Below are 16,331 nucleotides of genomic sequence, written 5' to 3'. Positions count from 1 at the left end.
CTAATGCTGGGGGCCGATCAGGTCCCGCACGAAGCCGACTAGTCCAGCCTGGCTCGTTCGTTTCGCCCGCTCTGCGGTGACGATCGCGCGGACGCGCTCGAGGCAGCGGTCCATGTCGTCATTCACGAGCACATATTCATATTCGGCCCAATGGCTGATCTCGTCGGCGGCGCGGCGCATGCGGTCGGCGATCACTTCCGCCGAGTCGGTGCCGCGGGCTCGCAGCCGGCGCTCGAGTTCGTCCATCGACGGCGGCAACAGGAAGATGGTGACCAAATGCTCGCCGAAGTCGGGCTCGAGCTGCCGTGCGCCCTGCCAGTCGATGTCGAACATGATGTCGCGCCCGGCCTTCAGCGCCGCTTTCACGGGCGCCTTGGGCGTGCCGTAGCGGTGTCCGAACACCGTCGCCCATTCCACCAATTCCTGGTCCCTGATCAGGCGGTCGAACTCGGCGTCGTCGACGAAATGATAGTCGACGTTCTGCTGCTCGCGCGGGCGCATCGGGCGGGTCGTTGCTGAAATCGACATCGACACTTCAGGGTCGGCCTCGAGCAGCATCCGCGAGATGGTGGTCTTGCCCGCGCCAGACGGCGAGGAGAGGACGATCAGGAGCCCGCGGCGCTGGCGGGTCGGCAGGTCGACAAGGTCCATGGCCGCTCTTGCTTCGGGCAAGCGGTGGCCGTCAAGCGACGAGATGCTGCGGTGCACAAATCAGCCCTTGAAATGGTGCGGCGCAATGTATATTGTGCAGTGCAACAAATTTGGAGGAAGACGTGGCAGACACCAACAACACGACCAACAACGAGGCGAAGGCCGCCGCCGAAGCTCCGGCGAAGGTTGCCGAGGCTGTCGCCGCAACGGCGAAGACCGTCGCCAGCGAAAGCGCGAAGGTCGCCAAGCGCGAGCGCGCCAAGACGACCCGCCGCGTAAAGCGTGCGGCCGCCGAGCAGAAGACCGCTGCGCGTCGCACCGCGCGCAAGACCAAGACTGCGGCCCGCAAGACGGCTCGCGTCGCCAATGAAGGAATCGAAACCGTGAACAACAACAACTTCTTCAACGGCTTCCAGGCCGTGCCGGCGTTCGCGCCCTTCCAGTCGCTGTTCGCCGACGCGAACGAGCGCAGCCAGGAACTTGCCAAGCGCAGCCAGAAGGTCGCGGAAGAGTTCGCCGACCTCGCCCGTTCGAACGTCGAAGCGATCGTCGAAGCCGGCCGCGTTGCCGCTGAAGGCGCCCGCTCGCTCGGCCAGGACGTGGTTGCGTCGAGCCGCGACGGTGTCGAGCAGACCGCTGATGCGATCCGCCTTCTCGCCGAAGCCAAGTCGCCGACCGAATATCTGCAGCTGCAGAGCGATTTCGCCCGCTCGTCGTTCGACCGCATGGTCGCCGAGACCTCGAAGCTGACCGAATCGATGGTCAAGCTCGCCGGCGAAGCGTTCCAGCCGCTTTCCAACCGCGCCACGGCGAACGCCGAGCGCTTCAACAGCTTCGTTGCCTGACCCTCTCCCCTCCTCGGATTAGGTAACGGACTCGGGCGGCCGCTCCATTTTGTGGGGCGGCCGCCTCTTTTTTAACGCTCTGGCGTTAGCGCACGGGCTTGCCGCTGTTCGGCGGCTTGCCATATTTTAGAGCCAGATGAGCTTCGAACCGATCAGCATGGCCACGGGCCCCAACGACGATGGCCACGACGATCTCCAGACCGGAGTCGCGACGCGCACGCGCCCGAAGACCAAGAAGCCGTCGAACTACAAGGTGCTGATGCTCAACGACGACTACACGCCGATGGAGTTCGTCGTGCTCGTGCTGCAGCGATTCTTCTCGATGGGGATCGAGGATGCGACGCGGGTGATGCTTCAGGTTCACCAGCAGGGCGTGGCCGTATGCGGCGTCTACACCTATGAAGTCGCCGAGACGAAGGTCAGCCAGGTCATCGACTTCGCTCGGGAGAACCAGCACCCGCTGCAGTGCACGCTGGAGAAGGCGTAGCGGCTGCTGCTTGCCTGCCGGGTGGCACACGCTAAACGGCGCCGGTGGACAGCATCTGGATCAAGGGCGGGGCCCGGCTTGAAGGCGAAATCCCGATCAGCGGCGCGAAGAATGCCGCGCTTACGCTCATGCCCTGCGCGCTCCTAACCGAGGAGCAGCTGACACTCACCAATTTGCCGCGGCTCGCCGACGTCGACACCTTCAGCCATTTGCTGAACCAGCTCGGCGTTTCGACCAGCGTCGCAGGCGTCAAGAAAGGCGAATACGGCCGGCGGATGACTTTGTGCGCCGACGAGGTCGTCTCGACGGTCGCCCCGTACGACATGGTCCGCAAGATGCGCGCCTCGGTGCTGGTGCTCGGCCCGATGCTGGCGCGGATGGGCGAGTCGACCGTATCGCTGCCGGGCGGCTGCGCGATCGGCGATCGCCCCATCGACCTGCACCTGAGGGCCCTGGAATGCATGGGCGCCGAGATCGAGCTTGCCGCCGGCTATGTGAAGGCGAGCGCGCCCAAGGGCCGCATCTCGGGCGGCGATTTCAGCTTTCCCGTCGTGTCGGTAGGCGCGACCGAAAATGCATTGATGGCGGCAGTGCTCGCAACCGGCCGTTCGCAGCTGTTCAATGCGGCGCGCGAGCCGGAGATCGTCGATCTGTGCAACCTGCTCGTGGCGATGGGCGCGAAGATCCAGGGCATCGGTTCGTCCCACCTGATCATCGACGGGGTCGAGGGTCTTCATGGCTGCGAATATGCGGTGATGCCCGATCGGATCGAGGCCGGCAGCTATGCCTGCGCGGCCGGGATCACCGGCGGTTCGATCGACCTTATCGGCGCTCGGCCCGACGACATGCGCGCGACGGTGAACGCGCTCGCGCAATGCGGGCTGATCTTCGAGTTCCATAATCGAGGGATCAAGGTCAGCGCCGACGGCGGCCTCAAGCCGCTGGCGCTTTCGACCTCGCCCTTTCCTGGCTTTGCGACCGACATGCAGGCGCAGTTCATGGCCATGCTGTGCCTCGCGCGCGGCGACAGCTTCCTTGAGGAGACGATCTTCGAGAACCGCTACATGCACGTACCGGAGCTGCGACGCATGGGCGCCGACGTCGACATCCACGGCCGCTCGGCCATCGTCCACGGAGTCGACAAGCTGACCGGCGCCACCGTCATGGCCACCGACCTTCGCGCCTCGATGAGCCTGGTGCTTGCCGGGCTTGCCGCGGAGGGCGAGACTGAAGTGCTGCGGGTCTATCACCTCGACCGCGGCTACGAACGGCTCGAAGAGAAGCTTTCCGCGGTCGGCGCTACGATCGAGCGGCGCTCGACCGGCTAGAGCTCTTTTTTCATGCGGATGCTGGTCCGCTCGTAACCCATGTGCCGGTAGAAGCTGTGGGCCGCGCTCAGGCGGTCGTTGCTGGTGACTTCGGCAAGGCTGCAGCCCTGATCGCGCATCCACGCTTCGGCCGCTTCGACGAGCATTCGGCCGATCTTCTTTTCGCGAACATGCTCGGCGACGACCAGGATCGTGATGCGGCCGACCGGCGCCGAGCGGTGGGGCACGACCATGCGGTGAACGCCGCAGAGACCGACCACCTTGCGTTCTAAAGTGGCCACTAGCGGCGCTTCGCCCAGTTTCGACAGAGCGGCGACGTTCTTGCGAACAGCGCTCTCGTCGACGTCATGACCGAGGAGGCCGATGAGCTCGACAAGTGCTTTCGCATCCGCCGGCTTGGCGGCGCGCACTTCCGGTGTTGGCGGCGGCTTGGGTTTCGGCTTCGGCTTCGGCTCGACGACTGGCTCGTCGTTCGCCGCTTCGCGAACACGCGCCGGCTTCTTGCCCGTGCGTTTCCGCTGCGGCGCGGCAACGTCGAGCGACGCGCCCCAGTCCTGCATGTTGAGCTTGCGTAAGTAGGCTTCGACCTCTTCCGGCTTCGCGGTCGGACCCTTCGCATCCATGCCGAACACCGGCTTGTCGGTTCTGTCGGTTAGCCCGACTTTGCCGAAGCGGCGCTTGGTGGGGGTGCGGACACGGGAGCGGACGAGCTTCAGGCCACGGTTGCGCGCGGCATCGGCAAGGTCGTCGGTGTCGCTCATAGGCTGTCGAGCAAGTGCAGGATCAAGCCGACCAGGCCGCCGACCAGGGTACCGTTGATGCGGATGTACTGGAGGTCGCGGCCGACTGCGGCTTCGAGCCGCGCGGTTACGGTCCGGGCATCCCAGCTGCGGATGGTTTCCGACACCAGCTTCACGATCGACCCGCCATAGCTGGCCGCCATGCCGACGATCGCGCGGCGGGCGAACTGGTTGATCGCGCGGCGAATGCCGGGATCTTTCTCGAGCGTGGTGCCCATCGACTTCAGCACTTCGCCCAACTTGCCGGCGAGCACCGCGTCGGGATTGCGGGCGGCGCGCACGATCGCCTCGCGGCCGCGCTGCCAGATCGCGTCGATCCACAGGCCGACCGAACGGTTGTCGAGCAGCTGCTCTTTCATCGCCTCGACCTTGGCCTGGGTCTCCGGCTTGGTCTGAAGGTCGTTAGCGAGCTGCGCGAGCGCTTCTTCGACCTTGATCCGCACAGGATGAGCAGGATCGGTCGACATTTCGGCCGTGAGCTTGCGCAGCCCATCGATGATCGCGTCGGCGAGCTTGGTGTCGAGCGCCGCGAGCTTGAGCACCCAATTGGCCTTCTTGTGCACCATCTCCCGGATCAGCTGCTCATTGGCCTCGAGCGCCCGCGCCATCCAGCGAATGCCGGCCTCTAGCATCGGCACATGGCGGTCATCGTTGATCGCAGAAGCGAGCGCATGGCCGAGTAGCGGCGACACTTCGGTATTGCGCAGGCGCGTGCTGACCGCGCTTTTGACGATGCCGCCGAGGCGTTCGTCGTCGAGGCTTTCGAACACGTCGCCGATCAGCCGCGATGCGCCGGCGCGGATGCGGGTGCCTTCACCCGCAGGTGTCTGCAGGAAGCGCCCTGCGGCGGCGGCGACATCGAGCCGCTGCATGCGCCGCGCGACCACGCGCGGGATCAGGAAATTGTCACGGATGAAGGAGGCGAGAGTCTCGCCGATCCGGTCCTTGTTACGCGGGATGATGGCCGTATGGGGGATCGGCAGGCCGAGCGGGTGGCGGAACAAGGCCGTCACCGCGAACCAGTCGGCAAGCCCGCCGACCATCGCCGCCTCGGCAAAGGCCTTCACATAGCCGAGCCACGGATGCTGTGCCTCGAGCCCGCGGGCCGCGACGAATACCGCCGCCATCACGACCAATAGGCCGGTCGCCACGATCTTCATCCCGCGTGCGCCGGGTTGCGCAGGATTGAAGCGAGACAATGCGCCGTTCGCCACCCTCATACCGGCTCAATAGACGAGCCGGCGTTCGGGTTCACTCCGCCGGGCTTACTCCGCAGGAACCGGATGAGCGCCAGCCAGCGGGGTGTCTTCAGTGATGATGAGCTTCCTCGCGCCCCGCCCGAGCCAGCTTTCGATGTCGATGGCGATCGAGAAGTAAGCGGGAACAAGCAGCAGCGTCAGGATGGTCGAGAAGATCAGGCCGCCGATCACGGTCACGCCCATCGGCGCGCGCCAGCTGCCGTCACCCGACAGCGACAATGCAGTCGGAAGCATGCCGGCGACCATCGCCACGGTGGTCATGACGATCGGCTGGGCGCGCTTGTGACCGGCCTCGTAGATCGCTTCATCCTTGTCCATGCCGTGGTTCATCATCTCGACCGCGAAATCGACCAGAAGGATCGAGTTCTTGGCGACGATGCCCAGCAGCATGAGAAGACCGATGAACACCGGCAGCGAGACCGGCTGGCCGACCACATGCAGTGCGATTGCCGCACCGAATGGCGCCAGCAGCAGCGAGCCCATGTTGACCAGCGGCGCCAGGAAGCGGCGATAGAGCAGCACCAGCACCGCGAACACCAGAAGCACGCCGGCGATCACCGCGACGATGAAGTTCTGGATCAGCTCCCCCTGCCACTTTTGCGAACCGAGGTTCAGGCGCGACACGCCATCGGGCATGTTTTTCATCGCCGGCAGCTGATCGATCTTCTTGTAGGCGTCGCCAGTAACGAGGCCTGGGGCGAGGTCGGCGCCCACCGCGATGCGGCGGACCTGATTGGTGCGCTGCACGGTGACCGGGCCTGATCCGAAGCCGATGTCGGCAACCGCCTTCAGCGGTACCGATCCGCCGCCAGTGGTCGGCACCGGCAGGTTCTCGAGCGTCGCAAGATCGCGGCGGCTGTTCTCCGACAGGCTGACGGCGATCGGGACCTGGCGGTCCGACAGCGAGAATTTCGCGCTGTTCTGGGCGATATCGCCGATGGTTGCGATGCGGATCGTCTGGGACAGCGCCGCGGTCGTGACGCCGAGGTCGGCGGCAAGGTCGAAGCGCGGCTTGATAACGATTTCCGGCCGAACGTTGTCACCCTGGACGCGCGGCGCGACGAGCTCGGGAAGCGTGCCCATCTGTTCGGCCAGATCATTGGCGAACTTGTTGAGCTTCACCGGGTCCGAGCTGCCCAGGAAGATCATGATGTCGCGGCTCACGCCGCCCGGGCCGCCGCCGTTCTGGCTGAGGAAGTTGACCTGGGCGTCGGCGATCTGCGCCAGCTTCGGCGAGATGTCCCGCTCGATCTCATAGCTCGGCTTCTCGCGGTCATCATTGTACATGACCTGGAGGTAGCCGGTCGACGTGAAGACGCGCTGGAAGACGCCCTTCACGTTCGGGTTCTGCTTGATGATCTCCGACGCGCGCTGCGCGACCTCGCGGGTCTGCGCGAGAGTGGTGCCCGGAGCCATGCCGATCCGCACGCGGCTGCTGTCGACGTCCTGCTGCGGTTCGAAGGTCATCGACAGGGTGCTGAAGAGCACGCCGGTAAGTGCGAGGATGCCGAAGCCGGCGCCGACCATGACCAGGCGGTGGTCGCGCAACCGCGCCTTCATCCGGGCAACGAACGTCGTGTGCCATTGCGTGAAGTCGCCGTCGCGGTTTGCCAGTATGCCGTTGAGCAGCTTGCCGGCGAAGAAGACCACAACCGCGGCAAGAATGATCGCGAGCAACAGGACGGCGAGGCCAGGCAGGCCGGCCGTCGTCAGGCCCGCCTTGAGGGCGCTCATGACCACCACGAACAGGGCGACGAGGGCGACGGCAAAGCCCGCCTCGACGAGATAATAGCGGCGCAGGCCCGGGCGGTTCGGGATTGCATCCAGAAGGCCCCGGACCTTGCCGGTCGAGAGCGTCCATTTCAGCACCGCCAGATAGCGCATCATCCACTTGCCGGACGCATGCTCCTGCTCACCATGCGACTTGAGCAGGTAGGCGGCCATCAATGGCGTGATCATTCGCGCGACCAGCAAGCTCATCAGCACCGCGACCACAACCGTGTAGCCGAAGTTCTTGAAGAACTGGCCCGAGATGCCGGGCATCAAAGCGACGGGCAGGAACACCGCCACGATCGACATGGTCGTCGCAAGCACGGCGAGGCCGATCTCGTCCGCGGCGTCGATCGACGCCTGGTAGGCGCTCTTGCCCATGCGCATGTGCCTGACGATGTTCTCGATTTCCACGATCGCGTCGTCGACGAGCACGCCGGCCACCAGCGCAAGCGCGAGCAGCGACAGAAAGTTCAGGTTGATGGACATCAGGTCCATGAACCAGAATGCGGGAATGGCCGAGAGCGGGATGGCGACGGCCGAGATCACCGTCGCGCGGATGTCGCGGAGGAACAGGAGCACGACGAGGACGGCCAGCACCGCGCCTTCGATCAGCGCATGCATCGACGAATCGTACTGCGCCTTCATGTAATCGACATTGTTGTCGATCTCGGTGAACTTGATCCGGTCGTCGCCTTCCTGGATCTTCTTCAGTTCTTTCCAGACGGCGTCATAGACGACGAGGTCGGATTCGCCCTTCGCGCGCTGCACGTTGAAGCTGACGACCTGGCGGTCGCCGAGGATCGCCGCGGAGCGGGTCTCACCATAGCTGTCCTGCACCTGGCCGAGGTCGGCCAGACGAACGACGCGGCCGCCGGCGACCGAGATCTGGGTCTGCGACAGATCGTAGGCACTTTGAGCATTGCCGAGCACGCGCACCGATTGTTCGGAACCGGCGATTTCGGCGCGGCCGCCCGGCGCGTTGAGGTTCGTCTGGCGAAGCTGCTGATTGACCTGCGCGGCGGTGATGCCCTGTGCCTGAAGCGCGGCCGGGTTGAGGATTACGCGGATCTGGCGATCGACGCCGCCTTCGCGTGTGACGGCAGCGACACCGGCCACCGCGAGCAGGCGGCGAGCCACCGTGTCGTCGATGTACCAGCTGAGCTGCTCCAGCGTCATGTCGGTCGTTTCAGCGGCCGCGAACATGATTTCGGAGCCGCCGATGTTCGCCCGCTGAACCTGCGGCTCAAGGATGCCGTCGGGAAGGTCGCTGCGGATCTGCGCCACCGCATCCCGCACGTCGGTCACTGCCCGGTCGGTCGGCGTGCCGATCCGGAACTGGACGAACGTCTCACTATTGCCTTCGCGAACGCTGCTGTTGATCTCATCGACGCCGTCGACGCCGCGGATCGCCGATTCGACCCGCTGGGTGATCTGGTTTTCCATCTCCGCCGGGGCGGCGCCGGGCTGCGACACGACTACAACCGCCGCCGGGAAGTCGATGTCCGGATTGCCCGTCACGTCCATCCGCATGAACGAGACGATGCCGGCGAGCAGCAGCGCCACGAACAGCACGATCGGCGGAACCGGGTTGCGGATGCACCAGGCGGAGATGTTGCGGAAATTCATATCGGTTCAGCTTCCAGAGAAGGAGATCAGCGGGCGGCCTGGCGCTTGGGGTTTACCTTCTGGCCCGGGTTGAGGAACGGTCCGGCCGAGACGACCACCGCTTCCTGGCCGGAAAGACCCGACGCGATGGTCACGCCTTCGTCGTTGACGGTGCCCACCTTGATATCGCGGCGTTCGACCTGGTTCTTGCCGTTGACGACATAGACATAATTGCCCTTGGCGTCGCTGAGCACCGCGCTTTGCGGAAGGAGCGGCGCGGTCGTGGTGCCGGCGGTGATCCGCGCTTCGGCGAAGCCCCCCGGACGCATGGTCGAATCGTAAGGCACCGAAATCCGCACCTCACCCAAGCGCGACTGCGGGTCGATCACGGGCGCAACCTGCCATACCGAGCCCGAATAGCTACGGTCCGAGCCGATCGGGGTCACCTGCACGGGCATGCCGACGTGAACGTTGGCGAGGTCCTGCTGGGCGATCTGGGCCCGCATCTCCATCGCGCCGCCTTCGGCAAGACGGAACAGCGCGCCCGAACCCGGGGAGACGATCTGGCCGAGCTCTACGTTGCGCTCGAGCACGAGCCCGGAAGCGGGCGCCGTCACATTGAGCTGGCCGATCTGCGCCCGCGTCGCGCCGAGCTGAGCCTGGGCGACACGGACCTGCGCGTTGGCGGCATCGCGTGCCGAGCGCTTGGCATCGATTTCCGCCTTCGAGATGAAGCCGCGCCCCTGGAGGGCGACCGCACGTTCGTAGTTCGCTTGGGCAAGGCCGGCCTGAGCGCGCGCCGCGTCGACTTGGGCCGCAAGCTGCGCTGCCTGCTGCGCCTGGACCGAGCGGTCGACGACTGCAAGCACCTGTCCCGCGCGAACCCAGCTGCCGGCGTCGACAAGCACGCGCACGACGCGGCCGCCCTGGCCGGCAATGCCGACAGGCTGGTCGCGGCGCGCCGCGAGCGGACCGCTCGCGGTAACGGCACGGCCGACCTGGCTGCGGCCCGGCACCATCACGCTGACCGCTGGCGCCTGGCCTGCCCCACCGCGAGCTCCGGCAGCGCCAGCGCCTTTTTCGTCGGCACCGCGGCCCATGAAGATCGCAAGGGCGACCACCGCAAGCACCACGGCGGCAATTGCCGCGATGATGACCATCCGCCGCCGTGACCGCGAACGATCGATGACAACGAGATTGTCCGAAGAATGGATCGACGATTCGATATTCATATTGCCCTGCCTGCTGGCCCTCACGGACGCTATTCCCTGCGCGCTTTCACGTGCTGTATTAGACTAATAACTCACCCGAAGCAACAGACGCGCGCCGATATGCTGGCGCTAGGCCTTTTCGACCAAAGGCGGCACAAGTTGGACGAGCGCGCGTTGCCATAAGGCAACCGAGCGTGGTTGGACACTGGTTCAGAGCAAAAAAGGGGAAGCAACATGGAAAGTTATGGCATCATCGGGTGGATCGTGATCGGCGGCCTCGCCGGAGCGATCGCCAAGCTGTTGATGCCGGGGAAGGACCCGGGGGGCTGCATCATCACCGTTCTGCTCGGGATCGCCGGTGCGCTGGTCGCCGGCTGGCTCGGAAAGGCAATTGGCTGGTACGACACGGGTGAGGGCGCGGGTTTCATCGCGGCGATCATCGGCGCGTTCATCCTGCTCTTCATCTATCGCTTGGTGGCCCGGCGCCGCTGAGCGGCCGTTCAGGGAAGAGCCATGGCGCGAGGCCAAGACTCGCCCCTGTAATGAACAGCGAGGTATCAAGGATGAACAAGGCAGTCATTGCCGCGGCGCTGGCGCTTGCGGCAGGCGTCGCCACGCCGGCAACCGCTCAGCAGGCGACGATCACCCAGGCAATCGCCGGCACTCGGCTCGATGTCACCGCGACTGGAGAAGTGACTCGCGTTCCGGACATTGCGGTCGTCAGCGCCGGGGTGGTGACGCGTGCTGCGACCGCCGGTGCGGCGCTGCAGCAGGCATCGACGAAGATGGCGCGTGTCCGCTCGGCGCTGAAGGCGGCCGGGATCGAGGACCGCGACATCCAGACCAGCAACATCAGCCTCAACCCGGAATATCGCTACGATAACAACCAGCCGCCGCGGCTGACCGGCTATACCGCGTCCAACACAGTGAACGTGCGGTTCCGCAACATCGCCAATGCTGGGAAAGTCATCGACGCGCTGGTCGCCGAGGGCGCGAACCAGATCAACGGGCCGACACTGACGATCGACAAGCCCGAGGCGGCGCTCGACGAAGCCCGCTCCCGCGCAGTGGCCGCCGGCCGCGCACGTGCCGAGCTTTACGCGCGATCAATGGGACTGCGGGTCGTGCGTGTGGTCGCGGTCAGCGAAAGTGGCGGCAGCTATCCGGTGCCGCCGCGTCCGATGGCGGTGATGGCCCAGGCGCGCGGCGAGGCTGCCGACAGCAAGATTGATGCGGGCGAGCAGCGGCTCGAGGTCAATCTGGCAATGACGTTCGAGCTGCAGTGAATGAATGAAAAAGGCCGCGCGGATCTCCCCGCGCGGCCTTCGATGCTTTTAGTGGATCGAGCGCTTTAGCGCACCGAACCCCTGCGGATCAGGTTGACGATCGCAAGCAGGATGACGGCACCGATCAGAGAGTAAAGAAAGCTCTCGATGGTGATTCCGGAGTTGATGTTCTGGCCGAACAGAAGCCCCGCAATGACGGCGCCGACGATGCCGACGACGATGTTGAGAATGATGCCCTGCTGGGCGTCGGTCCGCATGATCATGCTGGCCAGCCAGCCGCAGATACCGCCGACGATCAGCCAAATGATGATTCCCATGAGCGTTCCCTCCGTTATTCGCCGCGTGCTGCCGCACCGGCGTTCCGTCACCACAGACGCGTGATGCGCGGTGATTGTTCCGGAATCGGAAGGGTCTGTCCAGAACTAGACGTAATTATCGGCAGGAAAGCAGGAAGGATGCTCCGCCGTAACGAGCCTCAATAGCGCTGCTGCCGCTCGTACTGGTCGCGATATTGCTTGATTCGCGTGACTCGAAGTCCCGGCATTCCGCTACGGTCGACAGCACGCTGCCAGCTGGTGAATTCCTCGAGACTTAGCGAATAACGCTTGCACGCTTCGTCGACGCTCAGGAGCCCGCCGGCGACAGCGGCGACGACCTCGGCCTTGCGGCGAACGACCCAGCGCGTGGTCGACGCAGGCGGCAGCGAATCGAGCGTCAGCGGCTCGCCGAGCGGACCGATCACCTGGGCCGGACGAATCTTCTGGTTCTCGAGCATTCCGTCACACCTGCTTAATCATTGCCGTGAGCCGGGTTTAACCGGGCCCGATTGAAAACTTTCTGAAACGCGGTGGTTAACCTGACGGTTAATCAGCCTTACGTTCCTTTAACCCTGTCCCTTCACCGGCGAACGCGCCGCCGATCATTTTCACAGCATCACGCCACCCGTCGCTGCCCGACAAATAGCAAGCGATGGCGTCCTCTCGAGAGCGCTGGTCGGTGGTGCCGCCGGAGCCGAGCAGCGCAAGCAGCTCTTCGAGGCTCAGCGGCGCTTCCGCGCCAGCTTCGAAATCCCGTTCGTGACGCGCCAACCCTTGCTTCCCTGTTCGTCAGTCCTGCCTTCGCTCTAGGCGTGATGAGTGAAATTCGGGTAAAGACCCGCGAAAGAGACACTCCAATGCGGATCGATTTTCAGCTCGCCCGTCCAGCGGACGGCGCCCGTATCGTCGTTGCCATGTCCGGCGGCGTCGACAGCTCCGTCACGGCCGCGCTTGCCGCGCGGACGGGCGCGGAAGTGATCGGCGTCACGCTCCAGCTCTACGACCATGGTGAAGCCGTCCGCCGATCCGGGGCCTGTTGCGCAGGGCAGGACATCTACGACGCCAAGCAGGTCGCCGACCGGCTCGGCATCGCTCATTACGTTCTCGATTATGAAAGCCGCTTCCGCGAAGGCGTGATCGACCGCTTCGCCGATGAATATGCGCAGGGCCGCACCCCGGTGCCCTGCGCAAGCTGCAACCAGGGCGTGAAGTTCGTCGACCTCGTCGCTTTTGCCCGGGAACTCGGCGCCGACTGCCTCGCGACCGGCCATTATGTGCGGCGGGTGGTCAACGACGGCCGCGTCGAGCTGCACAAGGGCGCCGACCCGCGCCGCGATCAAAGCTATTTCCTGTACGGCACGACGCGCGAGCAGCTCGACTTCGTCCGCTTCCCGCTCGGCGACCTTCCGAAGGACGAAGTGCGCAAGATCGCGGCCGAGCTCGAGCTCGAGGTCGCCGCCAAGCCTGACAGCCAGGACATCTGCTTCGTGCCCGACGGCGATTATGCGGGCCTAGTGAAGCGCCTCCGCCCGGAGACCTCGGCGCCCGGCGAGATCGTGGACATCGAGGGGCGAATCCTTGGCCAGCACCGCGGGGTCATTCACTTCACCGTCGGCCAGCGCCGCGGGATCGAGATCGGCGGGCAGAAGGAGCCGCTGTACGTCGTCAGGATCGATCCGGATCAGGCGCGGATTGTCGTCGGCCCCCGCCTTGCGCTTGCGGTCGGCACGATGCGGGTCGCCGATTGGAACTGGATCGCCGAGGATCAGCGCGATGTCAGCGTGAAAGTGCGCTCGCTTGCACCGGCAGTAGAAGCGGAGCGGGACGGCGACTGGATCCGCTTCGCCCAGCCGGAATTTGGCGTGGCCCCGGGCCAGGCGGCGGTGGCTTATGAAGGCACGAGATTGCTCGGCGGCGGGTGGATTGCCGAGACGAACCCGGTCGGCGAGGGCGCGGTGAATGCCGTCGCCGCGTAGCGCCGGCGTGCTTCTGTTCCGGTCGCGCGGAAGCGGGACCGAAGTCTTGCTGATCAAGCCTGGCGGCCCCTTCTGGCGCAACAAGGACGCCGGCGCGTGGATGATCCCGAAAGGCGGGCTGGAGGAGGGGGAAAGCTCCGCCGAAGCCGCCCTGCGGGAATTCGAAGAGGAAACCGGCACCAAGCTCACCGCCGAGCCGATCCCACTTGCGCGTATCCGCCAGGCTGGCGGCAAGCAGGTCGAGGCATTCGCCATCGAGGGCGAGCTGGACGCTGCCGCCGTGCGGTCGAACGACTATGAGATGGAGTGGCCACCCAAGAGCGGCCGCCGCCAGCGTTTCCCCGAGGTCTCGGAAGCCCGCTGGATGAGCATCGACGAAGCGCGGACCATGATGTTGCCCAGCCAGCTGCCGCTGCTCGACGCGCTGGAGCAGAAGCTGAACCGCTAAAGCTGGAACTGGCCTGCGATCACCGTGTGGCAGCGGCCGCCGAGCAGGACCTGGTCGCCGTGCACACGGCAATGGAGAAGCCCGGTCCGCTTGCTCGCCTGCAGCGCGGTGAAATCGTCCCGGCCGAGCCGCTGGGCCCAGAAGGGCACCAGCGATGCATGGGCAGAGCCGGTGACCGGGTCCTCGTCGATGCCGTGATAGGCGGCGAAGACCCGGCTGGCGACGGCATGCTCGTCGCCGGGGGCAGTGACGATGACCAGCCGGTCGAACTGTCGCAGCGCCGTGAAGTCGGGGCTGACCGCGCGAACCGCAGCTTCGTCTTCGAGTAAGATGATCGCGCTGTTGTTGCCGCCTTCGCTGAGGAACAGCTCGCCACTGGTGCCGAGCGCCTCCTGGACGCCCGGCAAGCGGCCAGACCGCACTTCGTAAGCCGGCAAGTCGAGCTGGAGCAGGTCGCCCGCGCGGCTGACGGCGAGCACGCCTGAGCGGGTCGAGAAGCGGACGCGCTCGCCGGTGATGAGGACATGGCCCGTCGCCATGGTCGCGTGGCCGCAAAGGTCGACCTCGGTCGTCGGGGTGAACCAGCGAAGGTCGTAGTCCGCGTCACCGCCTTCGCTCGGCACCGTGAACGCGGTCTCGCTGAGGTTATTCTCGGCGGCGATGGCCTGCATCAGCGCGTCGTCAAGCCAGCGGTCGAGCGGCAGGACCGCCGCTGGATTGCCGGTCAGCGGCGTCTCGGCGAAGGCGTCGACTTGGAAGAAGGGCAAGGTGGTCAAAGCGGGCGCTCCGTGATCTCCGACGGCAGCATCGTCTCGCGGTCGGTCTGCCCCTCGGGGTCAACGTGAATGAGGATTTCGGTGCCGGGGAAGCGCGCCTGAAGGGCCTCTTCGGCGGCGTCCAGGCGATCGTGCGCTTCCTGGACCGTCCAATGGCCAGGGACCCAGACGTGGAATTGCGCGAAATTATGAGTGCCGCTGCTCCGTGTGCGGAAATCGTGGAGCCCGGCGAGCTCCGGATATTCCTTGGTAGCGGCGAGGAACTGGTCGCGGAGCTCGTCGGGCCATTCGCGGTCCATCAGCTGGTGAAGCGCGTCCGTCGATGCACGCCATGCGCCCCACAGCAGCCAGCCGGCGATCAGAACGCCGAACACCGCATCGGCCCCGGTCAGCCCGGCATATTGCTCGAGCGCTAGGGCAATGATGACCGAGCCGTTGAGCAGCAGATCGGACGAATAATGCAGCCGGTCGGTGCCGATCGCGACCGATCCGGTCTGGCGAACGACGTGGCGCTGGTAGGTGATCAGCGCGGCCGTGAGCACGATGGCGATCAGCGAAACGCCGATGCCGAGTTCGGCCTGGGCAGTCTCGGCGCCGCTCAGCAGCCGCTGGACCGCTCGATAGCCGATGAAGACCGCCGACATGGTGATGATGATCACCTGGACGAGGGCGGCGAGCGCTTCGGCCTTGCCGTGGCCGAAGCGATGCTCCCGGTCCGCCGGCGCCGCGGCGATCCGGACGGCGAAGAGAACGATCAGGCTCGCGACCAGGTCGAGGCTGCTGTCGGCGAGCGAACCCAGCATCGCCATGGACGAGGTCTTGAGCGCGGCATAGGCCTTGAGCGCAATGAGGGTGATCGCAAGCGCGCTCGACGCCAGCGCTGCGCGCGTCGTCAGCCGCGACCGTTGTTCGGCAGTGAGCGCGGTCACGGGTAGAGCAAGCCTTCCGACCAGCCGTCGCCATGGCGGGTGAACAGCCGGCGCTCATGCAGGCGATGCGCGCGGTCGCTCCAGAACTCGATCTTCTCCGGCATCAGCAGGAAGCCCGACCAGCGCGGCGGCCGCGGCACGTCGGCGCCTTCGAAACGCTGCTGGACTTCGGAGATGCGCCGCTCGAACGTGTCGCGGCTGTCGAGCGGGCGGGACTGGTCCGAGGCCCACGAGCCGATGCGCGAATCCCGGCTGCGCGACGCGAAATATGCGTCGGCTTCTTCGTCTGAGACCTGGCGCACCGGGCCTTCCGCGCGCACCTGCCGGCGTAGGGATTTCCAGTGGAGCGCGAGCGCACCGTAGGGGTTGGCGTCGAGCTCGCGCCCCTTGCGGCTGTCGAGGTTGGTGAAAAAGCCGAAGCCGTCGGCGCCGACGTGGCGGAGGAGGACCATTCGCACCGAGGGGCGGCCGCGTTCGTCGGCGGTCGCGAAAGCCATGGCTTCTGGGTCGTTCGGCTCGCTTGTGCGCGCTTCCGCGAACCACTCGTCGAACAGCTGGAAAGGGTCGGTAGCCATGTCGACCGCCGCTTAGGCTTGGAGCGCTCGGTGCCGCAACCCATCTGGTCAGCAGGGAAAGCTTA

18 protein-coding genes are annotated in these 16,331 nt (G+C 65.6%); 7 read left to right on the top strand and 11 right to left on the bottom strand.

Annotated features, from left to right (window positions below):
* The gene (gmk, locus tag VIL42_02855; GenBank protein ID HEY8591788.1) at positions 1-651 is read right to left on the bottom strand and encodes a guanylate kinase; all 651 of its coding nucleotides are present in this window, start codon (positions 649-651) and stop codon (positions 1-3) included.
* A gap of 122 nt (positions 652-773) precedes the next feature.
* On the opposite strand from gmk, the gene VIL42_02850 reads away from it, so the two are divergent.
* The 3 genes from VIL42_02850 to murA all read left to right on the top strand — a co-directional run bounded on the left by VIL42_02850 (position 774) and on the right by murA (position 3,311).
* Complete coding sequence (locus tag VIL42_02850) at positions 774-1,496, top strand: phasin family protein (protein ID HEY8591787.1); 723 nt, start codon at positions 774-776, stop codon at positions 1,494-1,496.
* 157 nt (positions 1,497-1,653) lie between these two features.
* Positions 1,654-1,983, top strand: a complete 330-nt coding sequence (gene clpS / locus VIL42_02845; GenBank protein HEY8591786.1) for an ATP-dependent Clp protease adapter ClpS — start codon at positions 1,654-1,656, stop codon at positions 1,981-1,983.
* Between the two features lie 44 nt (positions 1,984-2,027).
* Positions 2,028-3,311, top strand: a complete 1,284-nt coding sequence (murA, locus tag VIL42_02840) for a UDP-N-acetylglucosamine 1-carboxyvinyltransferase (protein HEY8591785.1) — start codon at positions 2,028-2,030, stop codon at positions 3,309-3,311.
* Here murA and VIL42_02835 read toward each other — a convergent pair.
* The 4 genes from VIL42_02835 to VIL42_02820 are packed head-to-tail and all read right to left on the bottom strand — an operon-like array spanning position 3,308 to position 9,980.
* Positions 3,308-4,072 carry a GNAT family N-acetyltransferase gene (locus tag VIL42_02835; GenBank protein HEY8591784.1) on the bottom strand — a complete coding sequence of 255 codons (765 nt, stop codon included), beginning with the start codon at positions 4,070-4,072 and terminating at the stop codon, positions 3,308-3,310. The genes murA and VIL42_02835 overlap by 4 nt on opposite strands.
* A complete protein-coding gene (locus VIL42_02830; GenBank protein HEY8591783.1) occupies positions 4,069-5,331 on the bottom strand; it encodes a DUF445 domain-containing protein in 1,263 nt (420 codons plus the stop codon). Before VIL42_02830 ends, VIL42_02835 begins: the two co-directional genes overlap by 4 nt.
* A gap of 45 nt (positions 5,332-5,376) precedes the next feature.
* Positions 5,377-8,769 (bottom strand): efflux RND transporter permease subunit, encoded by a 3,393-nt coding sequence (locus tag VIL42_02825; protein ID HEY8591782.1) that lies wholly within the window; start codon positions 8,767-8,769, stop codon positions 5,377-5,379.
* Between the two features lie 26 nt (positions 8,770-8,795).
* On the bottom strand, positions 8,796-9,980 hold the full coding sequence (locus tag VIL42_02820) for an efflux RND transporter periplasmic adaptor subunit (protein ID HEY8591781.1): 1,185 nt from the start codon (positions 9,978-9,980) through the stop codon (positions 8,796-8,798).
* 213 nt (positions 9,981-10,193) lie between these two features.
* On the opposite strand from VIL42_02820, the gene VIL42_02815 reads away from it, so the two are divergent.
* Positions 10,194-10,451 carry a GlsB/YeaQ/YmgE family stress response membrane protein gene (locus tag VIL42_02815; GenBank protein ID HEY8591780.1) on the top strand — a complete coding sequence of 86 codons (258 nt, stop codon included), beginning with the start codon at positions 10,194-10,196 and terminating at the stop codon, positions 10,449-10,451.
* Between the two features lie 71 nt (positions 10,452-10,522).
* Positions 10,523-11,245, top strand: coding sequence for an SIMPL domain-containing protein (locus tag VIL42_02810; GenBank protein ID HEY8591779.1), 723 nt, complete (start codon positions 10,523-10,525; stop codon positions 11,243-11,245).
* 65 nt (positions 11,246-11,310) lie between these two features.
* On the opposite strand, the gene VIL42_02805 is transcribed toward VIL42_02810, so the two are convergent.
* The 3 genes from VIL42_02805 to VIL42_02795 form a co-directional block, all read right to left on the bottom strand.
* Positions 11,311-11,562 carry a GlsB/YeaQ/YmgE family stress response membrane protein gene (locus tag VIL42_02805; GenBank protein HEY8591778.1) on the bottom strand — a complete coding sequence of 84 codons (252 nt, stop codon included), beginning with the start codon at positions 11,560-11,562 and terminating at the stop codon, positions 11,311-11,313.
* Positions 11,563-11,720: 158 nt separating this feature from the next.
* Positions 11,721-12,020, bottom strand: coding sequence for a DUF1153 domain-containing protein (locus tag VIL42_02800; protein HEY8591777.1), 300 nt, complete (start codon positions 12,018-12,020; stop codon positions 11,721-11,723).
* An 88-nt stretch (positions 12,021-12,108) separates the two neighbouring features.
* Positions 12,109-12,333: a hypothetical protein gene (locus VIL42_02795; GenBank protein ID HEY8591776.1), complete on the bottom strand. Its 225-nt coding sequence runs from the start codon at positions 12,331-12,333 to the stop codon at positions 12,109-12,111.
* An 86-nt stretch (positions 12,334-12,419) separates the two neighbouring features.
* On the opposite strand from VIL42_02795, the gene mnmA reads away from it, so the two are divergent.
* Both mnmA and VIL42_02785 read left to right on the top strand, forming a co-directional pair.
* Positions 12,420-13,538, top strand: a complete 1,119-nt coding sequence (mnmA, locus tag VIL42_02790) for a tRNA 2-thiouridine(34) synthase MnmA (GenBank protein ID HEY8591775.1) — start codon at positions 12,420-12,422, stop codon at positions 13,536-13,538.
* The gene (locus VIL42_02785; protein ID HEY8591774.1) at positions 13,522-13,986 is read left to right on the top strand and encodes an NUDIX domain-containing protein; all 465 of its coding nucleotides are present in this window, start codon (positions 13,522-13,524) and stop codon (positions 13,984-13,986) included. The genes mnmA and VIL42_02785 overlap by 17 nt, the downstream gene beginning before the upstream one ends.
* Here the strand turns inward: VIL42_02785 and VIL42_02780 are convergent.
* From VIL42_02780 to pdxH, 3 genes are read right to left on the bottom strand one after another with little or no spacing between them, the layout of a single operon-like run.
* Positions 13,983-14,762 (bottom strand): PhzF family phenazine biosynthesis protein, encoded by a 780-nt coding sequence (locus tag VIL42_02780; protein ID HEY8591773.1) that lies wholly within the window; start codon positions 14,760-14,762, stop codon positions 13,983-13,985. The genes VIL42_02785 and VIL42_02780 overlap by 4 nt on opposite strands.
* Positions 14,759-15,691: a cation diffusion facilitator family transporter gene (locus VIL42_02775; GenBank protein ID HEY8591772.1), complete on the bottom strand. Its 933-nt coding sequence runs from the start codon at positions 15,689-15,691 to the stop codon at positions 14,759-14,761. The genes VIL42_02780 and VIL42_02775 overlap by 4 nt, the downstream gene beginning before the upstream one ends.
* The gene (gene pdxH, locus VIL42_02770; protein ID HEY8591771.1) at positions 15,688-16,266 is read right to left on the bottom strand and encodes a pyridoxamine 5'-phosphate oxidase; all 579 of its coding nucleotides are present in this window, start codon (positions 16,264-16,266) and stop codon (positions 15,688-15,690) included. Before pdxH ends, VIL42_02775 begins: the two co-directional genes overlap by 4 nt.
* Positions 16,267-16,331 lie beyond the last annotated feature (65 nt).

This window comes from Sphingomicrobium sp. (assembly GCA_036563485.1).
Classification (GTDB): Bacteria; Pseudomonadota; Alphaproteobacteria; order Sphingomonadales; family Sphingomonadaceae; genus Sphingomicrobium.
Note: the sequence above shows the minus strand (reverse complement) of the source record. Positions and strands in the feature narration are given on the sequence as shown.